At 45.3% G+C, this 14,527-nt stretch carries 17 protein-coding genes and 1 pseudogene; 3 read left to right on the forward strand and 15 right to left on the reverse strand.

Annotated elements, in window-relative coordinates; all coding sequences use genetic code 11:
• Nucleotides 1-27 precede the first annotated feature (27 nt).
• The 5 genes and pseudogenes from NYE56_RS20080 to NYE56_RS20100 all read right to left on the reverse strand — a co-directional run bounded on the left by NYE56_RS20080 (nucleotide 28) and on the right by NYE56_RS20100 (nucleotide 3,149).
• A pseudogene (locus NYE56_RS20080) lies at nucleotides 28-255 on the reverse strand (hypothetical protein).
• Complete coding sequence (gene yxeI / locus NYE56_RS20085) at nucleotides 242-1,228, reverse strand: penicillin V amidase (protein WP_341284321.1); 987 nt, start codon at nucleotides 1,226-1,228, stop codon at nucleotides 242-244. Before yxeI ends, NYE56_RS20080 begins: the two are co-directional and overlap by 14 nt.
• Before the next feature lie 153 nt (nucleotides 1,229-1,381).
• Complete coding sequence (yidA, locus tag NYE56_RS20090) at nucleotides 1,382-2,194, reverse strand: sugar-phosphatase (protein ID WP_341284322.1); 813 nt, start codon at nucleotides 2,192-2,194, stop codon at nucleotides 1,382-1,384.
• Between the two features lie 39 nt (nucleotides 2,195-2,233).
• On the reverse strand, nucleotides 2,234-2,791 hold the full coding sequence (locus NYE56_RS20095) for a hypothetical protein (protein ID WP_341284323.1): 558 nt from the start codon (nucleotides 2,789-2,791) through the stop codon (nucleotides 2,234-2,236).
• Complete coding sequence (locus NYE56_RS20100; protein ID WP_341284408.1) at nucleotides 2,772-3,149, reverse strand: DUF3255 family protein; 378 nt, start codon at nucleotides 3,147-3,149, stop codon at nucleotides 2,772-2,774. Before NYE56_RS20100 ends, NYE56_RS20095 begins: the two co-directional genes overlap by 20 nt.
• A gap of 146 nt (nucleotides 3,150-3,295) precedes the next feature.
• Between NYE56_RS20100 and cotNE the strand changes: the two genes are divergently transcribed.
• Nucleotides 3,296-3,661 (forward strand): inner spore coat protein CotNE, encoded by a 366-nt coding sequence (gene cotNE / locus NYE56_RS20105; RefSeq protein WP_341284324.1) that lies wholly within the window; start codon nucleotides 3,296-3,298, stop codon nucleotides 3,659-3,661.
• Between the two features lie 246 nt (nucleotides 3,662-3,907).
• The gene (locus NYE56_RS20110) at nucleotides 3,908-4,261 is read left to right on the forward strand and encodes a hypothetical protein (protein WP_043858345.1); all 354 of its coding nucleotides are present in this window, start codon (nucleotides 3,908-3,910) and stop codon (nucleotides 4,259-4,261) included.
• A 43-nt stretch (nucleotides 4,262-4,304) separates the two neighbouring features.
• On the opposite strand, the gene NYE56_RS20115 is transcribed toward NYE56_RS20110, so the two are convergent.
• Nucleotides 4,305-4,703, reverse strand: a complete 399-nt coding sequence (locus NYE56_RS20115; protein ID WP_003227087.1) for a hypothetical protein — start codon at nucleotides 4,701-4,703, stop codon at nucleotides 4,305-4,307.
• 177 nt (nucleotides 4,704-4,880) lie between these two features.
• Between NYE56_RS20115 and NYE56_RS20120 the strand changes: the two genes are divergently transcribed.
• Nucleotides 4,881-5,846, forward strand: a complete 966-nt coding sequence (locus NYE56_RS20120; protein ID WP_015715010.1) for an iron-hydroxamate ABC transporter substrate-binding protein — start codon at nucleotides 4,881-4,883, stop codon at nucleotides 5,844-5,846.
• A 40-nt stretch (nucleotides 5,847-5,886) separates the two neighbouring features.
• On the opposite strand, the gene NYE56_RS20125 is transcribed toward NYE56_RS20120, so the two are convergent.
• The 9 genes from NYE56_RS20125 to iolG all read right to left on the reverse strand — a co-directional run bounded on the left by NYE56_RS20125 (nucleotide 5,887) and on the right by iolG (nucleotide 14,517).
• On the reverse strand, nucleotides 5,887-6,234 hold the full coding sequence (locus NYE56_RS20125; RefSeq protein WP_123374111.1) for a YxeA family protein: 348 nt from the start codon (nucleotides 6,232-6,234) through the stop codon (nucleotides 5,887-5,889).
• Between the two features lie 13 nt (nucleotides 6,235-6,247).
• The gene (gene yxdM, locus NYE56_RS20130) at nucleotides 6,248-8,116 is read right to left on the reverse strand and encodes an ABC transporter permease YxdM (RefSeq protein ID WP_326209058.1); all 1,869 of its coding nucleotides are present in this window, start codon (nucleotides 8,114-8,116) and stop codon (nucleotides 6,248-6,250) included.
• The gene (gene yxdL / locus NYE56_RS20135; RefSeq protein ID WP_014115765.1) at nucleotides 8,091-8,864 is read right to left on the reverse strand and encodes an ABC transporter ATP-binding protein YxdL; all 774 of its coding nucleotides are present in this window, start codon (nucleotides 8,862-8,864) and stop codon (nucleotides 8,091-8,093) included. Before yxdL ends, yxdM begins: the two co-directional genes overlap by 26 nt.
• Before the next feature lie 143 nt (nucleotides 8,865-9,007).
• Entirely contained in the window at nucleotides 9,008-9,985 is a 978-nt protein-coding gene (yxdK, locus tag NYE56_RS20140; protein WP_341284325.1) for a two-component system sensor histidine kinase YxdK, read from the reverse strand.
• Nucleotides 9,982-10,671, reverse strand: a complete 690-nt coding sequence (gene yxdJ, locus NYE56_RS20145) for a two-component system response regulator YxdJ (RefSeq protein ID WP_341284326.1) — start codon at nucleotides 10,669-10,671, stop codon at nucleotides 9,982-9,984. Before yxdJ ends, yxdK begins: the two co-directional genes overlap by 4 nt.
• A 107-nt stretch (nucleotides 10,672-10,778) precedes the next feature.
• Nucleotides 10,779-11,651, reverse strand: a complete 873-nt coding sequence (gene iolJ, locus NYE56_RS20150) for a 6-phospho-5-dehydro-2-deoxy-D-gluconate aldolase (protein WP_014478478.1) — start codon at nucleotides 11,649-11,651, stop codon at nucleotides 10,779-10,781.
• 20 nt (nucleotides 11,652-11,671) lie between these two features.
• A complete protein-coding gene (gene iolI / locus NYE56_RS20155; RefSeq protein ID WP_341284327.1) occupies nucleotides 11,672-12,508 on the reverse strand; it encodes a 2-keto-myo-inositol isomerase in 837 nt (278 codons plus the stop codon).
• 85 nt (nucleotides 12,509-12,593) lie between these two features.
• Nucleotides 12,594-13,463, reverse strand: a complete 870-nt coding sequence (locus tag NYE56_RS20160; RefSeq protein WP_014478480.1) for a sugar phosphate isomerase/epimerase family protein — start codon at nucleotides 13,461-13,463, stop codon at nucleotides 12,594-12,596.
• Nucleotides 13,464-13,482: 19 nt separating this feature from the next.
• Nucleotides 13,483-14,517 (reverse strand): bifunctional inositol 2-dehydrogenase/D-chiro-inositol 1-dehydrogenase, encoded by a 1,035-nt coding sequence (iolG, locus tag NYE56_RS20165; protein WP_003244482.1) that lies wholly within the window; start codon nucleotides 14,515-14,517, stop codon nucleotides 13,483-13,485.
• Between the last annotated feature and the right edge of the window lie 10 nt (nucleotides 14,518-14,527).

Consider the following 14,527-nt stretch of genomic DNA (forward strand, 5'->3'; position numbering starts at 1 on the left):
TGACCAAGATGGTGGAACGGCATTGATTCATTCAACTAGTGCAACCTCTATATCGGCAAGAAAACTGAGTCTAATGAAGCAAAGACTCAGTTTTCATCCAAGAATTTTATATAAGATTTCGCCATTTCCTTTGCCTTTTCTTCGCTTTTGCAAACCGCCTATCCATTCAGACGCCGTAACGATTGTATAAAAAAACAGCTGACTCCAGATATTCAAACCGGAATCAGCTGATTGATGTGAATTAATTAAGCTCATGAATACTCTCTTCTGCTTTAGCGGAAAACACTTTAGGCTCCAAACAGTCAAGGTCTTCATGAAATAAATTTACTTTTTGGATTTGCCGATTGTCATAGTGGTGGAAATAGTAGTTTCCAGTTTCGTTGCACATCACGGAAGTATATTGCGTATAATGAATCTCGTCTTCTTCCGTTATCACTGCGCCCTTTGGTATCGTCATATTTGCCAAAATGTGAAAAGCGGCTGTTACACCTTTCGTTTCATCGGCCGCCGGCTCTAGATGTTCTTTCAAATAAACAGCTCTGACAAACCGGGAAGGCGGTGTATAATCCCCCGGCAGGCCAACCGTTCCTAAGCCTTGGCCAAAAGCGGAAAGGGCTAATCCGCCCATCTCTTTGCTCTCTAATTGCTTCGGTCTGATTCCTGTATATTGCTGCAGATTGGTTACATGCCATATAAAGTCGGGGCTGTTCGTCATGACACCAGGTTGATTGTCATAGACTTTGAGGCCGCCTGCTCTCGGTTCTATTGTCAGGCTTCGTCCCGTCCGGTCAGACAATATCCAATGAAGCGGTAAAACTGTATCCAATAGATCTAATTTTTTCTCTACAATCGTTAAAGATTGAATCTTTTCTTTCACGTCTTCCAAAGACTTACAGACTGACAGCACCCATGTCACAAACTCATGCGGGGCAACGTGAACGGTATCTTCCCGTATCGTTTTTTCGTACTCCGCATAGCCCGGAAAATAAAGTGCAGCACACGATAAACCGCTTTCATTAACGCCGTCTGCAAATAATATATTTCCAAGTTTTCTCCCCATACCGATAAATGCGTACTGTGTCTGATGGGCCTTTCCGTCAGCTTCACTATTCCAAATGTAACGGCGCGGATAGAGAATGACCTCCGTCCCCAGCTGAAATGCAAAATCCATTGTTCTCGCTAATACATGTTTACGGTCAGCAGTTTCCAATGTAAGACTTGTGCACATCTGATTCAGTCCCCTTTCAATTCAGGCTAAAATCGTACATTTTGTGAACAACTTGTTTTATCAGCATAACGAAAGTCAAATCGATTCGTCAAAGAATTGACATTACATCCAATAAAACGAAAAAATCCAGCCTTTAGAAGGCTGGATTTTTTATTATTTAGCCAAAACAAGCTCGTGAATCGCATGCGCAACACCATGTTCATTATTGGAGCGCGTTTGAAAGTTTGCGGCTTCCAATACTTCTGGAATGGCGTTTGCCATGGCAACCCCGCAGCCCGCCCATTCGATCATTGTCAGGTCGTTCCCGTTGTCGCCTATGCACATGACTTCCGCCTGCTCAATTCCAAGCAGCTGTGACAGCTGGCGTACAGCATTTCCTTTGCTGGCTTCCGAGTGCAGAATTTCATAAAAGAAAGGCGCGCTTCTCACCATTGTATATTTTTCTCTCACGTCTTTTGGAATCGATGTAATGACGCGGCTTAAGTTCTCCGGTTTATCAATAAACATCACTTTCGGGATGAGGATATCTTTTGGCACCTCGTCAATCTTGCGGAAATGAAGCGGCACCTGTGTCACATAGGATTCGTATACGGTAAATTCGCTAATATCCCGGTTAGGCGTATACAAATTAGATGAATCAAAGAAATGCATCGGCGTCTTCAGCTCTAAGCTCAGGTCATATAATGAAGTCAAATCATCATAGCCGAGAGACAGCTCCGAGACCACTTCATTTGTATGCGTATTTTGAACAAGCGCTCCATTATACGCAATGACATAGTCGCCTTCTTCAATTAAATTCAGTTCATCTAAATATCTCTGCACACCCCCGATAGGCCGGCCGGTGCAAAGCACAATTTTGACACCTTCCGCTTTTGCCGCGTGAAGGGCGTCGCGGACCTCCTCTGTTACTTCATGATGATCATTTAAAAGTGTTCCATCCATATCAATTGCAATTAGTTTGTACATCCTGCATCTCCTTCATGTCGTTTTCAGGCTATAGTCCCATCATATCGTTTTTTCTTTTTGATATTCAACCGGAAGAGATGGTTTTCTCCGGATTCTGTTTAGACGCCGCCCTTGTCTTCGGATACGCAAGCGCGGTTTCCGCTTTCTTTCTGCCTTGACGCCGTTTTCTGCTTTTTTCTGTTTCATCAGCAGAAAGCCGGCAGCTAGAAAAGGAATGCCGGTTATATTCAAGATGGCAAGCTTCACACCCGCCGCGATGAAAAAGAACCCCCATGAAGATGATGGATTCCGTCTGATCATGACGTAAGCCGCCATTTCCAGAACGATCAGGATGGCATGAAGCACTATGCCATAAATCAGCCATACAAGGGCAAAAAACAACACATAATTCACGATTGCCCCTGAGTACATCATAGCGCGCATCATTTGTATAAACGATAAGGACTGCATGGAGCCGCTGATGACATTAGGGTTATAGATCGTATAGTCACTAAATACATGTTTGACTTTGAGAAAAGCCCATAATATAAATATCCATTGAATGATATGTAAAACAAGCCCCGCTGCCACCAGTCTTTCAGCTTTTTGATTTCTCATCTTTCTCCTCCCTGCCGGTCTTTGATTCGATTCTTGTCATCGTTTTTGTCTGGCCATTTTGCTCCCATATCAATGTCCCGTTTTCTCCTCTTTTCAGCGTGCTTTTGAGCGGATAATAGGGGCCGAGGTACTGAATCTCGATAGACCCGTCAGTGCTTTGGGAAATCACCTTGTATGCCATAAAAGGCAGCTGCACCTCTCCTCTTCCTTCAATGACTTCCGTCTCCACTACCTCATCTTTGGTAAATGTGACTGTTGCTGATTTCACGCCATCCGCTGGCCCGGGGGCAAGCCCCTCATCCCACGTTCCGTAATAAAACGGCGTCTCTTCTTTTTGCTGTTGGCAGCCCGATACCATAATGCATACAGCAGTTAAAAGCAAAATGCCATATTTGTTTCTCAAGGGGATCACATCCTTTCCTCCTCTTTTTGGGCGAATGCCGTGCCGCTGTGCCAATGACTACATAAGTTATAAGGAATTCACCCACAAGGAGATTGATCATAATGAACCCTTATCAATATTACAGCCCTCAGCTGCCTCAGCAGGAACCTTACTATAGCCACTATGAGTACAATCCTTATCCGCAGCAGGATGTATACGATCCATACCAAATGGATAGACAGCCGGCATTAGAAAGAAGAATCGCAGCACTTGAACGGCAAAATGAACAGCAGTCGAGAGAATTAACCCGTCTAACAAACGAAGACCGACGTCAAAACCGCGAAATTGCGCGGCTGGCCGAACAGGTCAATCAGCTAAGCCAGACTGTTGAACGTCATACACGCCGCCTAAATCGGCTCAATCAGCGCCTCCGTACAGTAGAAAACAGGCTGAATATCCCATTTACTGCAGGGGAAGGCGGTTTCTGAGCAAACAAAGAAAAAAAGCGGAATACGATTCTCCCATTTCAGGGTTTCGTTTTCCGCCATTCTTATATGTTAAAACGGAACATTTACATAAAAAGGGTTTGTACCCAGTATACAATCTTTACCGTTTTCATTCAAAGACAGAGGGGCTGAGGAAAATAATTGTAGTTCCTCATTTGCAGAATTTCTTTTCAATCAGGTTGCATGATAATACCGACTCACGTCAATCGATACATGGAGGGATCATTCATGCATAATACACAACACGGCTTGCAGCAGCTGAACCAATGCCGCCAAACTGCTCAGCAGCTCATTCAGCAAACACAGCAAAGCAGCCAGCAATATCGCCACATGCTTCATCAGGAGCAGCAAAACATCCAAATGCTGCAGCAGATTCTAAACCACGAACAACAAGCTGCACATACCATTCAGCAAGCACTGCACGGGCATGACATGGCGATTCAAAAGTGCCAGCAGGTTGTCAACATGTGCAACCAAATGCAACAGGAACTTACTGGACAATCCAGCGTCATGAATACGAATGTGTCTACACTTCCATTCGGCCAAAACACGCCATTTCAGCAGCAATCCTACCAGCAGTAACATATAAAAAGCTCAACACAATGCGAGTGTTGAGCTTTTTTTCTTACTGTTCTTTGCGAATATGTATATCCTGAATAGACTGTTTCGGTGCATGAAATCTGCTCTCGGCTTCACTTCTTGCCTCGGCAAAAGCCCGCGCCTCCACATGATCTTTGTAGACATCCAGCTGAATCAAATACAGCGGGCGCACTTTAAATCCATGAATAATGGTCACCGCCCATAACGGGACCACAATAAAAACACCGGGCAGATCGGGCAAAACAAAACCAAACGCAAAAATGAAAAAATAAATGATGCCGTACATGATCCACTTTCTATTTCTAACCTTGATGCCAATAAATAAAAAGGCAAAAAAACTGGTAATGGCAAAAGGCATGAAAATAAACAGCATCCACCAGCTATGCAGCCATTCCCAAGCGGAACCTCTTTTTGTAATTCCCATATTTTTCTCCTCCTATTTACCTATAATAATCGATTAGGCATACCGCGTCACCCATAAACGGGAAAAACTTTCTCCCTTAAAAATAGTGATAGACGGAGAACAGGTTTCTTGCTATATTATTAATTGATAATGATAATCATTACTAATCTATTGAGATACATAGTGGGAGGGTTCTTGATGAAAAAGAACATATTACTCGTGGGCATGCTTGTGCTGCTTCTCATGTTTGTCAGCGCTTGCAGCGGCACGGCTTCTAAAGGGAGCTCAAGCGATTCTGCTTCCGAAAAAACAGAAATGAGAACATACAAATCACCAAAAGGGAACGTCAACATTCCTGCACATCCGAAACGCATCGTCACTGATTTTTATGCCGGTGAATTGCTGTCTGTCGGGGCCAATGTGGTCGGCTCAGGCTCATGGTCATTTGATAATCCGTTTTTAAAATCAAAGCTGAAAAATGTGAAGGATGTTGGTGATCCAATCAGCGTTGAAAAAGTGATGGAGCTTCAGCCTGACTTAATTGTTGTCATGAATGAAGAGAATGTTGATAAATTAAAGAAAATCGCTCCGACTGTTGTCATACCTTATAACACAGCGAAAAACGTAGAAGACACAGTCAGCATGTTCGGAGATATCGCCGGAGCGAAAGACAAAGCAAAATCCTTTATGGCTGACTTTAACAAAAAAGCGGAAGCAGCTAAAAAGAAAATTGCCGGCGTCATCGACAAAGATGCGACCTTCGGCATTTATGAAAACACAGACAAGGGCGAATTCTGGGTGTTCAATGACAATGGCGGACGCGGCGGCCAAGCTGTATACAATGCACTTGGGTTAAAAGCGCCTGAAAAAATTGAGCAAGATGTCATCAAAAAAGGAGAGATGAAACAGCTCTCTCAAGAGGTTATTCCTGAGTATGCCGCAGATTATATGTTCATTACGGATTACAACCCGAAAGGCGAAAGCAAAACACTCGACAAGCTGGAGAATTCCTCTATTTGGAAAAATCTTGACGCTGTTAAACATAATCGCGTGTTTATCAATGACTTTGACACGTTCTACCCGTACGACCCGATTTCTGTCAGCAAACAGGTGGATATCATCACCGACATGCTGATCAAACGGGCCGAAGAAAATAAAAAATAAAAAAACGGCACAGTCATGACGCTGTGCCGTTTTTTATGATTCACTTTAATTTTGACTGTACGGAGTCCGGCATATCTTCAAACTTGACTTCTTCCCAAGTCTCGACATACTTTCCTTTCGCCCTCACCTTCAAATACGCGTTCTTCCGAAGCTCTTTGCCGGCGAAAAAGGTCACTTCTTCTTTTTTTCCGGATGCATTGTATCCGTCTAATGTATATTCAGTACCGCCCGGGCTAAGATGTCTGCCATCTCGGTCAATCTGCACATAGACATCTTGCTGGTGAATAAACGGATTAAATCTGTCTGTAACATCGTTATGAAAAAAGAGAAGCCCGCATATTACGGCAGCAGCCGCCAAGACGGCCAGGATTGCCATTGCTTTTTTCATCTTTGCACTCCCCTTACTTGTTCATTTTTTTCAAATAGCTTGACCGCACCGCGAGGAAGAATAGAAGCTGAAAAATGAAAAACCCTCCGATGGTGAGACTGAGCGGCCCCGCGACATCGGAATAGCCTTCCACAGCCAATGTTCTCAAGGCAAACAGTGTATGCATGACGGCAATGACAAATGGAAAGAAGAAAAGAATGGCCAATTGTATTGTCACGCTTTGTGCCATTTCACGCTCACTCAGGCCGATTTTGGCCAGTGAACGGTAGCGCTCCCGGTCTTCATCTAAATCAGTGAACAGCCTGAAATATAAGAAACTTGCTGCCGCGACAAAGAATACAATTGCGATAAACAGGCCGATAAATAAACTCAGGCTCGGCAGTTGCACCGTATCATAGTAAGTCCCGGCTTTTGAAGCAAAATCAGAATGCACATCGATATAATTGCCGTAAATCTCATTTTGCAAGGATTGGCTGATCTCAAGACTGTCTTTCCAATGATCATAGCTGTAGCCGTATAATGACGCTTTATCACCGAGTGATTTCAGCTGATCAAAGGTTTGATCATTCACCGCGATGATGGCATTCAATGAGATCAGCGGTTTTTTAACTTCTTTTACCGACAGTTTTTGTCCGGACAGCTTGCCTTTTTGGTTCAGCAGCTTCAGCTGATCCGGCGCTTCGTTTTTGAAATTGCGGTCATACGTTCCTGGGAAATAGACAGCCTCGTCTTCTTTCAGGCCGTTCACTTTGACATGGAAGTATTTTGCCGCATCCGATTCACTGATCATGTAAACAGGGGGAACAGTTTCTCCTTCCTGATAGCGAACATAGGAAACATCTATTTTGTCTTTCTTATACGTAAAGCCGTGTGTTTTCAGTTCATGGTCAATATCTTTCAAATGAGTCTGTTCTTTTGGATTGTTGCTGTAAGATAAATACTCCATTTCATAAGCGGACTCTTCCGCTCCGACGGTCGATTTGTACATTGCGAGCACGCCTGTCGCAGTAAACGCAACCGCGGAAATAATGCTGACAATAAAGAACAGGCGGGCGTTGTCTTTTAAACGATAGACAAGGTCAGAAACCCAAATGACGTTTTTCCCGCGCAGATAAAAGGTTTTCCACTTCTTCAGCGCGCGCAGAATCCATATGCTGCTTTGGCTGAAAAAGAAATATGTTCCGATGACGGTGAGCAGTAAAATGATAAACGGTTCGGCCCCGTGGACATTGCCTTTAAGAACCATGCCGTACCCGCCGCACAGACAGGCGATGCCGAATAAGGACAGAAGCACGGACGGCTTAGGCTCCGGCTTAATCTTGTCAGTGCCCTTTATTAATTTGATAACCGTATTTGATCTGACAAAAAGGATCGTAAACTGCGATAAAAAGAAAAATAAGAGCAGAAATCCGCTGGCCGTAATACCGAGCGCTTTCCAAGGCATATACAAAGGCAGCGCGTCCATTTCTAAAATATAAGCGCCGACCGTAAAGAACGTCTTTGAAAAAATGAATCCTCCGATAATGCCGGCTGCAATTGACATGACGCCGATGATCATATTTTCCGCAGTAATGAGCTTTCTCAGCTGCCCCGGCGTGATGCCCTGCATGAGCAGGATGCCGAATTCTTTATTTCTCGATTTCAAAAATGCATTAACCGAATACAGAACAAATAAGAAAGAAAAAACAAAGATCATCCATTCCGCAGCGGTTAAGCCTTTTTTGGCGATATTATTCAGGTAGCCTTCCTTTAATGCCGGATGAAACAGGAACATCGCAAAGGTAAAGAAAATCAAAACGGAAAAGGCGCTGCTTAAAAAGAATGCAAGATAGGCCCTTTTGTTTCTCGTGACGTTTTTATAAGCGAACTGAAGAAAGGTCATTTGCGTTTCCCCCCAGCATAGACAGCACATCGAGAATTTGTTCATAAAAGACTTGGCGGTTTTCCCCGCGGTAAATCTCATTAAACAGTTCGCCGTCTTTTATAAAGATGACGCGGCGGCAGTAGCTTGCCGCAACAGGATCGTGGGTCACCATCAAAGCCGTGACATGATCATCCTGATTCAGGCTCTGCATCGTTTCCATGACGTCTTTTGACGCTTTGGAATCAAGGTTGCCCGTCGGTTCATCGGCCAGGATGAGTGACGGCTTATGAATGACCGCTCTTGCGATGGCGGCACGCTGGCGCTGTCCTCCGGATACTTCAAACGTCCGTTTGTTGAGCAGGTTTTCGATTCCGAGCTTTGCCGCGATGCCTTGCAGTTTTTCTTCCATGACAGACGGCGCTTCTTTTTCAAGCGTTAACGGCAGCATGATATTTTCACCGATTGTCAGCGTGTCCAGAAGGTTGAAATCCTGAAACACAAATCCGAGCTGCTTGCGGCGGAAATGAGCGAGCTTTGTCCGCTTCAGGCGATGCGGGTTTTCTCCGTGAATCAGGATATCGCCTGAATCCGGACGGTCGATCGTTGAAATGATATTCAAAAGCGTTGTTTTTCCGGACCCGGACGGCCCCATCACCGCCGTGAACTCGCCTTCTTCTATTGAAAATGAAATTTGCTTTAAGGCTTGATAGGACACTTGTCCTTTATAGGTTTTATTTATATGTTTGACTTCAAGCATATTCGCCATGAAAATCCTCCTTATGGTTTTATTCTTGTTGATCTGGGCTGCTTTCATGTAGTGCCGGGACGTTCAACATAAAAATCCCCTTGACATAAATCCATGTTATCAAGGGGAAACAAAGCGGGCTATGTTGTTTTCTTAACGCAGCCTTACATTTTTGTAAGAAATGAAAATCGAACTGATGTCCCTTCACCGGGAGACGAGCTGATGTCCACCGTATGATTGAGCTTACCTGTAATTTCATTGACGAGATGGAGGCCGATTCCCGTAGATTCTTGGAAACGCCGCCCGTTTTCACCGGTGTAATAAGGGTCAAACACCCGCTTGATGTCTTGTGAGGGAATCCCGACACCGTAATCTTTGACTTCAAGCACCGTCCTGTCTTCATCGCGGAAGACATTCAGCTCAAGTCTGTCACTCTTGCCCGCTGAATACTTGACCGCATTTGTGACTACTTGGCCGATCGCAAATTTGAGCCATTTGGCATCAGTGTAAATCTGATGATCATCGCAAACGTTCATTTTCGGATAAACGCGATATTGAATAAAAAATCGTTTATAGCTTTGAATGACTGATTGGAGAAGCTCGGACAGGGAAACCGCTTCAATTTTAAAATCCCGTTCAAACAGGTCGAGCCTTGAAGAATAAAGAAGCGTCTCCAGGCCGAATTCAATCTGCCGGACTTCTTTTTTGATTTGTTCAAAAACGGGCTCGTCCTCTTCTTGAATGATTAAATTAATGACCGACAGCGGCGTCTTTACTTGGTGCACCCATTGATTCATATACGTCACCCGCGCGTCCAGCTTGGCTTCGGTCTCATGGAGCTTCTGGTGCTGCAGCCGGATCAGCTCCATCTGCTTTTCATACAGCTCTGAACAGAACACTGAAGAACCGAGATACGGGATATCCGTCCCTTCCTGCCCCGAGCTGAGCCAATGATACACGCCGCGGTCTTTGTACCAGCGATAGGCAAGATAGCCCGCCAAAATAAGAAGCTGAACGCCCAATATGTAAAACAAGTGAGAAAAAGAATGAAGACCCGCAAACCAGTAATAAAAGAAGACAAACAGCCCTTGAAGGAGAAAAAGCAGAATCAGCACTGCATGAGACCGGAGAAACAGCTTCATGACTGCGCCCTCAGCTGGTAGCCTTCGCCCCGCACCGCTTCAATAGAAACAGGCGCATTCAGTTCCCGCAGTTTTTTTCTGAGCCGCGTGATATACACGTTAAGTGTATTATCATCGATGAATATGTCGGTGTCCCACGTCTTTTCCATGAGACGGTCCCGACTCGTCACCTTTTCCCCCCGCTCAAGCAGCACTTCCAAAAGCTTGCTTTCTTTTTTAGAAAGCTCGCTTTTTTCATCCTGAAAACGCAGTTCAAACCGTTCCACAAAGAGCTGAACGCCGGCATATTCAACCACTTTCTCTCCCTGCTTTGCGGCGTACTCCCCGTACGCCCTCCGGATCTGGCTTTTGATTTTCGCCAGCACAATATCATAAGAAAACGGTTTTTCGATATAATCATCTCCCCCATTTTCAATCGCCATCACCTGATCCATTTCCCCGCTTCTGGCAGAAATAAAGATGATCGGGCTTGTGGAGTGCTGGCGGATCTGCCGGCACCAATAATATCCGTCATATGCCGGCAAATTGATATCAAGCAGCACCACATCGGGCTTTTCCCGCAAAAAGACATCAAGAACAGCTGTAAAATCCGCGGCGATCACTGTTTGATATCCGTATTTTTCAAGGTAATTCTGCAATAGTCCGCGAATGTCTTCACTGTCTTCCACAATCATGATTTTATTCAAACTGAACCACTCCCGTTTCTTACACTGCTGCCATCATCATAATCGTTTTGGGCGTATGGACGCAACACCGCACAAAAAAACCGCCATCTCGGCGGTTTCTGGTCTCTTTAGCCGACCTGCTGCTTAGCTGCTTTACCGGCTGATCCGAACTCTCTCATTTTGCTTCGCACTGTCTCTTCCACGGCTTCAATGCCGGGTGTCAAATAGCCGCGCGGTTCGTACAGATCGCTGTTTTCCTGGAACATGCGGCGTGTTTCGTCTGTCCACGCTACCATACATTCCGTATTGATATTGATCTTCGCGTGGCCGAGCGTGATGGCTTTTTTGATCTGATCCTGCGGAATCCCGGATGCCCCGTGAAGAACGAGGGGAATATCAGTCATGCGGGAGATAGCCTCCATTTCCTTAAATCCGAGATTCGGCTCACCCTGATATTTGCCGTGTACAGAGCCGAGGGCGGCGGCCAGCGCGTCGATATTGGTTTCTTTAACGATCCGCTCACATTCCGTGATATCGGCATAGCAGACCCCGCCGACCAGTCCGTCTTCCATTCCGCCGACCGTGCCGACTTCGGCTTCTACTGACACGCCGTGTTTTGCGGCATAATCGGTGACTTCTTTTGTCATCGCGATATTCTCGTCAATCGGCTGATGGGAGCCGTCAATCATCACTGAGCTGAATCCGGCATCAATGGCCTGTCTGCAGCGTTCCGCACTGCTGCCGTGGTCGAGATGAAGCACGACCGGAACGGTGATCGCCATGTCCTCTATTAACGCGCCTACCATGGCGGCAATCGTTTTAAATCCGCCTAAATAGTCGACCAGGCGATCGGAAGCCGCGGCGATGACCGGTGATTGCTCCTTTTGCGCCGCCTGCAAAATCGCCTTCGTCCATTGCAGGCCGTTGATATTAAACTGGCCAATTGCATATTGCTCCCGCTTTGCATCTTCAAGAAGCTCTTTCATCGATACAAAAGCCATATTCACCCCTCCTTTATCCATTACATGCTGAAGTATTTTGATACGACGTCCACTGTTGTTTTTTTCGCTGTTTGAATGGCTTCCTCAGCAGTTAGCTTATAGTATTCAGGCCGGAAGAGCTCAACCGATACAACATCAGAGAAGCCGATTTCCTTCAGTGCTGATAAGTGGGCATCTAAGTCAATTGCCCCTTGTCCCGGCCATACACGATCCTCATCTGTTAAAAAGCCGATTGGGAAATCTTCTGTATCATCAATATGATAGATGAAGATTTTCTTTCCGTCCGCCTGCTTTAAGCTCTCAATATTTGAACCCATTGCATGGAAGTGAAAACTGTCAAGGACAAGCCCGACATTGTCACGGTTAACTGTGTTTACGATCTCATACGCCTGTTCAAACGTATTGACCGTACATTGCGGATGGCCGACAAATTCAAGCGCGATTTTTACGCCGTACGGCTTCGCGATATCTGACAGCTCAGTCAGCACGTCTACACTGCTCTTTTTGATCTCTTCTTTTACAATCTTCTGCTCTGTCACAAGCGGAACGGCCACCACATATTTCACACCGAGGGTTTTGCATGTTTCCATCATGCCTTTAAATTCAGTGATGATCTCGTTGTGGCCCTTTTCATCACGGTTGTTGAAGAAAACAAGCGCGTTTAGGGCAAGCGGTTTGATGTGATGAGTTTGAAAATATTCCGCAAGGTCATCCAATGAATGGTCTTCTAAGTACTCCGGCAGCTTATCCATTGTGCGGATTTCAATATAATCATAGCCGTGCTTTTCGCATAGTTCTAAATCCTGTTTAAGGTTTGAGTTTTCCAATGTTGTCGCTTCATTAAAACAAAGTTTCATGCCAGACTCCCCCATCTGCGTTTTAGATATGAAGGGAGTTCGGCAGGAAGGCTGTCGCCATATCCCGCCGAACTCCATGCTCAGCTTATGCCAGACCTAATTCTTCTTTCATTTTCTTAAGCATAAATCGGCTTGATTCATCCGCTCTTTCATCGACCCAAGCAAATACGGCATTCGTCGCAATTCCGTCGAACTTCATCTCTCTCAGTTTTCTGAAAATCGTATCAAAATCAACCTCGCCTTGGCCAATGTCCAAATGCTGGTGAACCGTTACTTTCGCGTCAGGCGGATTGACGATGTAGCGAAGGCCATGAGCCGCTTTATGATTATAGGTATCTGCAAATAAAACATGTGTGAGGCGGTCGCCGGCTTCGTCAAACATGGTCTCGATGTCGCCTTTGCCGTCATCATAGAAGAACGTATGCGCAGTCGAGTAGACAAGATTGATCCAATCCTTGTCAAGCGCGCGGATCATATCCATCGCACCTTTGTGCGTTTCGATAAAATCATATGGATGGGCTTGAAGGTTGAGTTTCATGCCTTCTTTTTCAAAGACTGGCAGAAGCTCATCCATGGATTTGATAAATTTTTCTTCACTTGTTAAAGGATCATATTTTGAACCGCTAAATTCGCTGTTCATCAAATCCACTTCAAGTTCAACCGCAATTTCGATTGCCCGTTTCCAGTTGCGCACTGCAGCCTGGCGGCGGTCTTCATCAGGACCCGCCCAGTGATAAAGAGGAAGAAGCGATGAAAGCTTAACACCTGTATCCCTTAAGAGCCGCTTTAATTGTTTGATCTTTGCTGAATCGACTTTCGGATATTTATAAAATGGGCAAAAATCCTCGCGCGGCGATAATTCGATATATTCATAGCCGAGCTCTGCCGTTTTATAGACCATTTCCTCTAAAGTTAAATCATCACGATACATGGATGGATCCAATGCTAACTTCATATTTTCACTCCTCTGTTTTTTAGTTTTGAACTGTTGTAAAAGATTGATAGAATTCCGGTTTTTCCTTCAATTCAACCTTTTCTTTTTGTCCAGATTCCTGGGCTTTTACACATGCGTCAGTCGTGACAGCGGCAATATAGCCGTCCCATGCCGTCGGTCCGCTGACCTCGCCTTTCTTTTGAATCGAATCAATAAAGTCTTGGATTTCCACATCGTACGCAGCGACAAAGCGTCTCTGCCAATCCATCAGAATATCTGTGCTGAATCTGCCTTCTTTTCTCAAGCTGATGCTTGATGGCTCGGGAAGCTTGATGATGCCGTCTTCTCCGACGATTTCGCATTGTATGTCATAGCCGTATTTACAGTTCACATAGATTTCAGCGTTGATGACGATGCCGCCTTTTGTTTCAATCACGACGATTTGCGGATCCTTTAAATGCGGCAGCGCGTTTTTCGATTTTTTCGGGTAGATGACTTGAACAGACTCGTAGTCATCGTTGACGAGCCAGTGCAGGACATCAATTTCATGAACAAGCGTGTCGACTACAGCCATATCGGTTGTGTAGTTATCTCCCACAGTCGGGTTGCGGTGCGCGCAGTGAATCATAAGCGGTTCACCAATCACATGGTTATCGAGTGCTTCCTTCAGCTGTACGTAACCGCTGTCATAACGGCGCATGAAGCCGACTTGAACAAGGCGTTTGCCCACTTTGATTTCTTCTTCGACAATGCGCATGCATCCTTCAGCCGTTGTCGCGAGCGGTTTTTCACAGAACACATATTTCTGGGCTTTAATGGCTTTCAGCACGCTTGACTCATGCGCAGGCCCCCAGCTTGTCACTAAAACAGCGTCTACATTTTCGTCTGCAAGCAGGCTGTCATCATTCGGATAAACCGTCGCGTTTAATTGGTATTGCTCAACGACCTTTTGTGCAGCTTCTTGATTAACATCCGTTACAGCTACGATTTCCGCGCCGGACAGCTTGTTCGTGATGCGGTTAATATGTTCTTTTCCGATTGCTCCAGTTCCAATTACGCCAATACGTAAACTCATTGACAGCCAC

The organism is Bacillus sp. FSL R5-0603 (assembly GCF_038050295.1).
Lineage (GTDB): Bacteria > Bacillota > Bacilli > Bacillales > Bacillaceae > Bacillus > Bacillus subtilis.

Excerpts from the sequence above, each read along its gene's own strand:
- yxeI (WP_341284321.1), bottom strand. The coding sequence starts at position 1,228 with ATGTGCACAAGTCTTACATTGGAAACTGCTGACCGTAAACATGTATTA.
- yidA (WP_341284322.1), bottom strand. The coding sequence starts at position 2,194 with ATGTACAAACTAATTGCAATTGATATGGATGGAACACTTTTAAATGAT.
- NYE56_RS20095 (WP_341284323.1), bottom strand. The coding sequence starts at position 2,791 with ATGAGAAATCAAAAAGCTGAAAGACTGGTGGCAGCGGGGCTTGTTTTA.
- NYE56_RS20100 (WP_341284408.1), bottom strand. The coding sequence starts at position 3,149 with ATGGTATCGGGCTGCCAACAGCAAAAAGAAGAGACGCCGTTTTATTAC.
- cotNE (WP_341284324.1), top strand. The coding sequence starts at position 3,296 with ATGAACCCTTATCAATATTACAGCCCTCAGCTGCCTCAGCAGGAACCT.
- NYE56_RS20110 (WP_043858345.1), top strand. The coding sequence starts at position 3,908 with ATGCATAATACACAACACGGCTTGCAGCAGCTGAACCAATGCCGCCAA.
- NYE56_RS20115 (WP_003227087.1), bottom strand. The coding sequence starts at position 4,703 with ATGGGAATTACAAAAAGAGGTTCCGCTTGGGAATGGCTGCATAGCTGG.
- NYE56_RS20120 (WP_015715010.1), top strand. The coding sequence starts at position 4,881 with ATGAAAAAGAACATATTACTCGTGGGCATGCTTGTGCTGCTTCTCATG.
- NYE56_RS20125 (WP_123374111.1), bottom strand. The coding sequence starts at position 6,234 with ATGAAAAAAGCAATGGCAATCCTGGCCGTCTTGGCGGCTGCTGCCGTA.
- yxdM (WP_326209058.1), bottom strand. The coding sequence starts at position 8,116 with ATGACCTTTCTTCAGTTCGCTTATAAAAACGTCACGAGAAACAAAAGG.
- yxdL (WP_014115765.1), bottom strand. The coding sequence starts at position 8,864 with ATGGCGAATATGCTTGAAGTCAAACATATAAATAAAACCTATAAAGGA.
- yxdK (WP_341284325.1), bottom strand. The coding sequence starts at position 9,985 with ATGAAGCTGTTTCTCCGGTCTCATGCAGTGCTGATTCTGCTTTTTCTC.
- iolJ (WP_014478478.1), bottom strand. The coding sequence starts at position 11,651 with ATGGCTTTTGTATCGATGAAAGAGCTTCTTGAAGATGCAAAGCGGGAG.
- iolI (WP_341284327.1), bottom strand. The coding sequence starts at position 12,508 with ATGAAACTTTGTTTTAATGAAGCGACAACATTGGAAAACTCAAACCTT.
- NYE56_RS20160 (WP_014478480.1), bottom strand. The coding sequence starts at position 13,463 with ATGAAGTTAGCATTGGATCCATCCATGTATCGTGATGATTTAACTTTA.
- iolG (WP_003244482.1), bottom strand. The coding sequence starts at position 14,517 with ATGAGTTTACGTATTGGCGTAATTGGAACTGGAGCAATCGGAAAAGAA.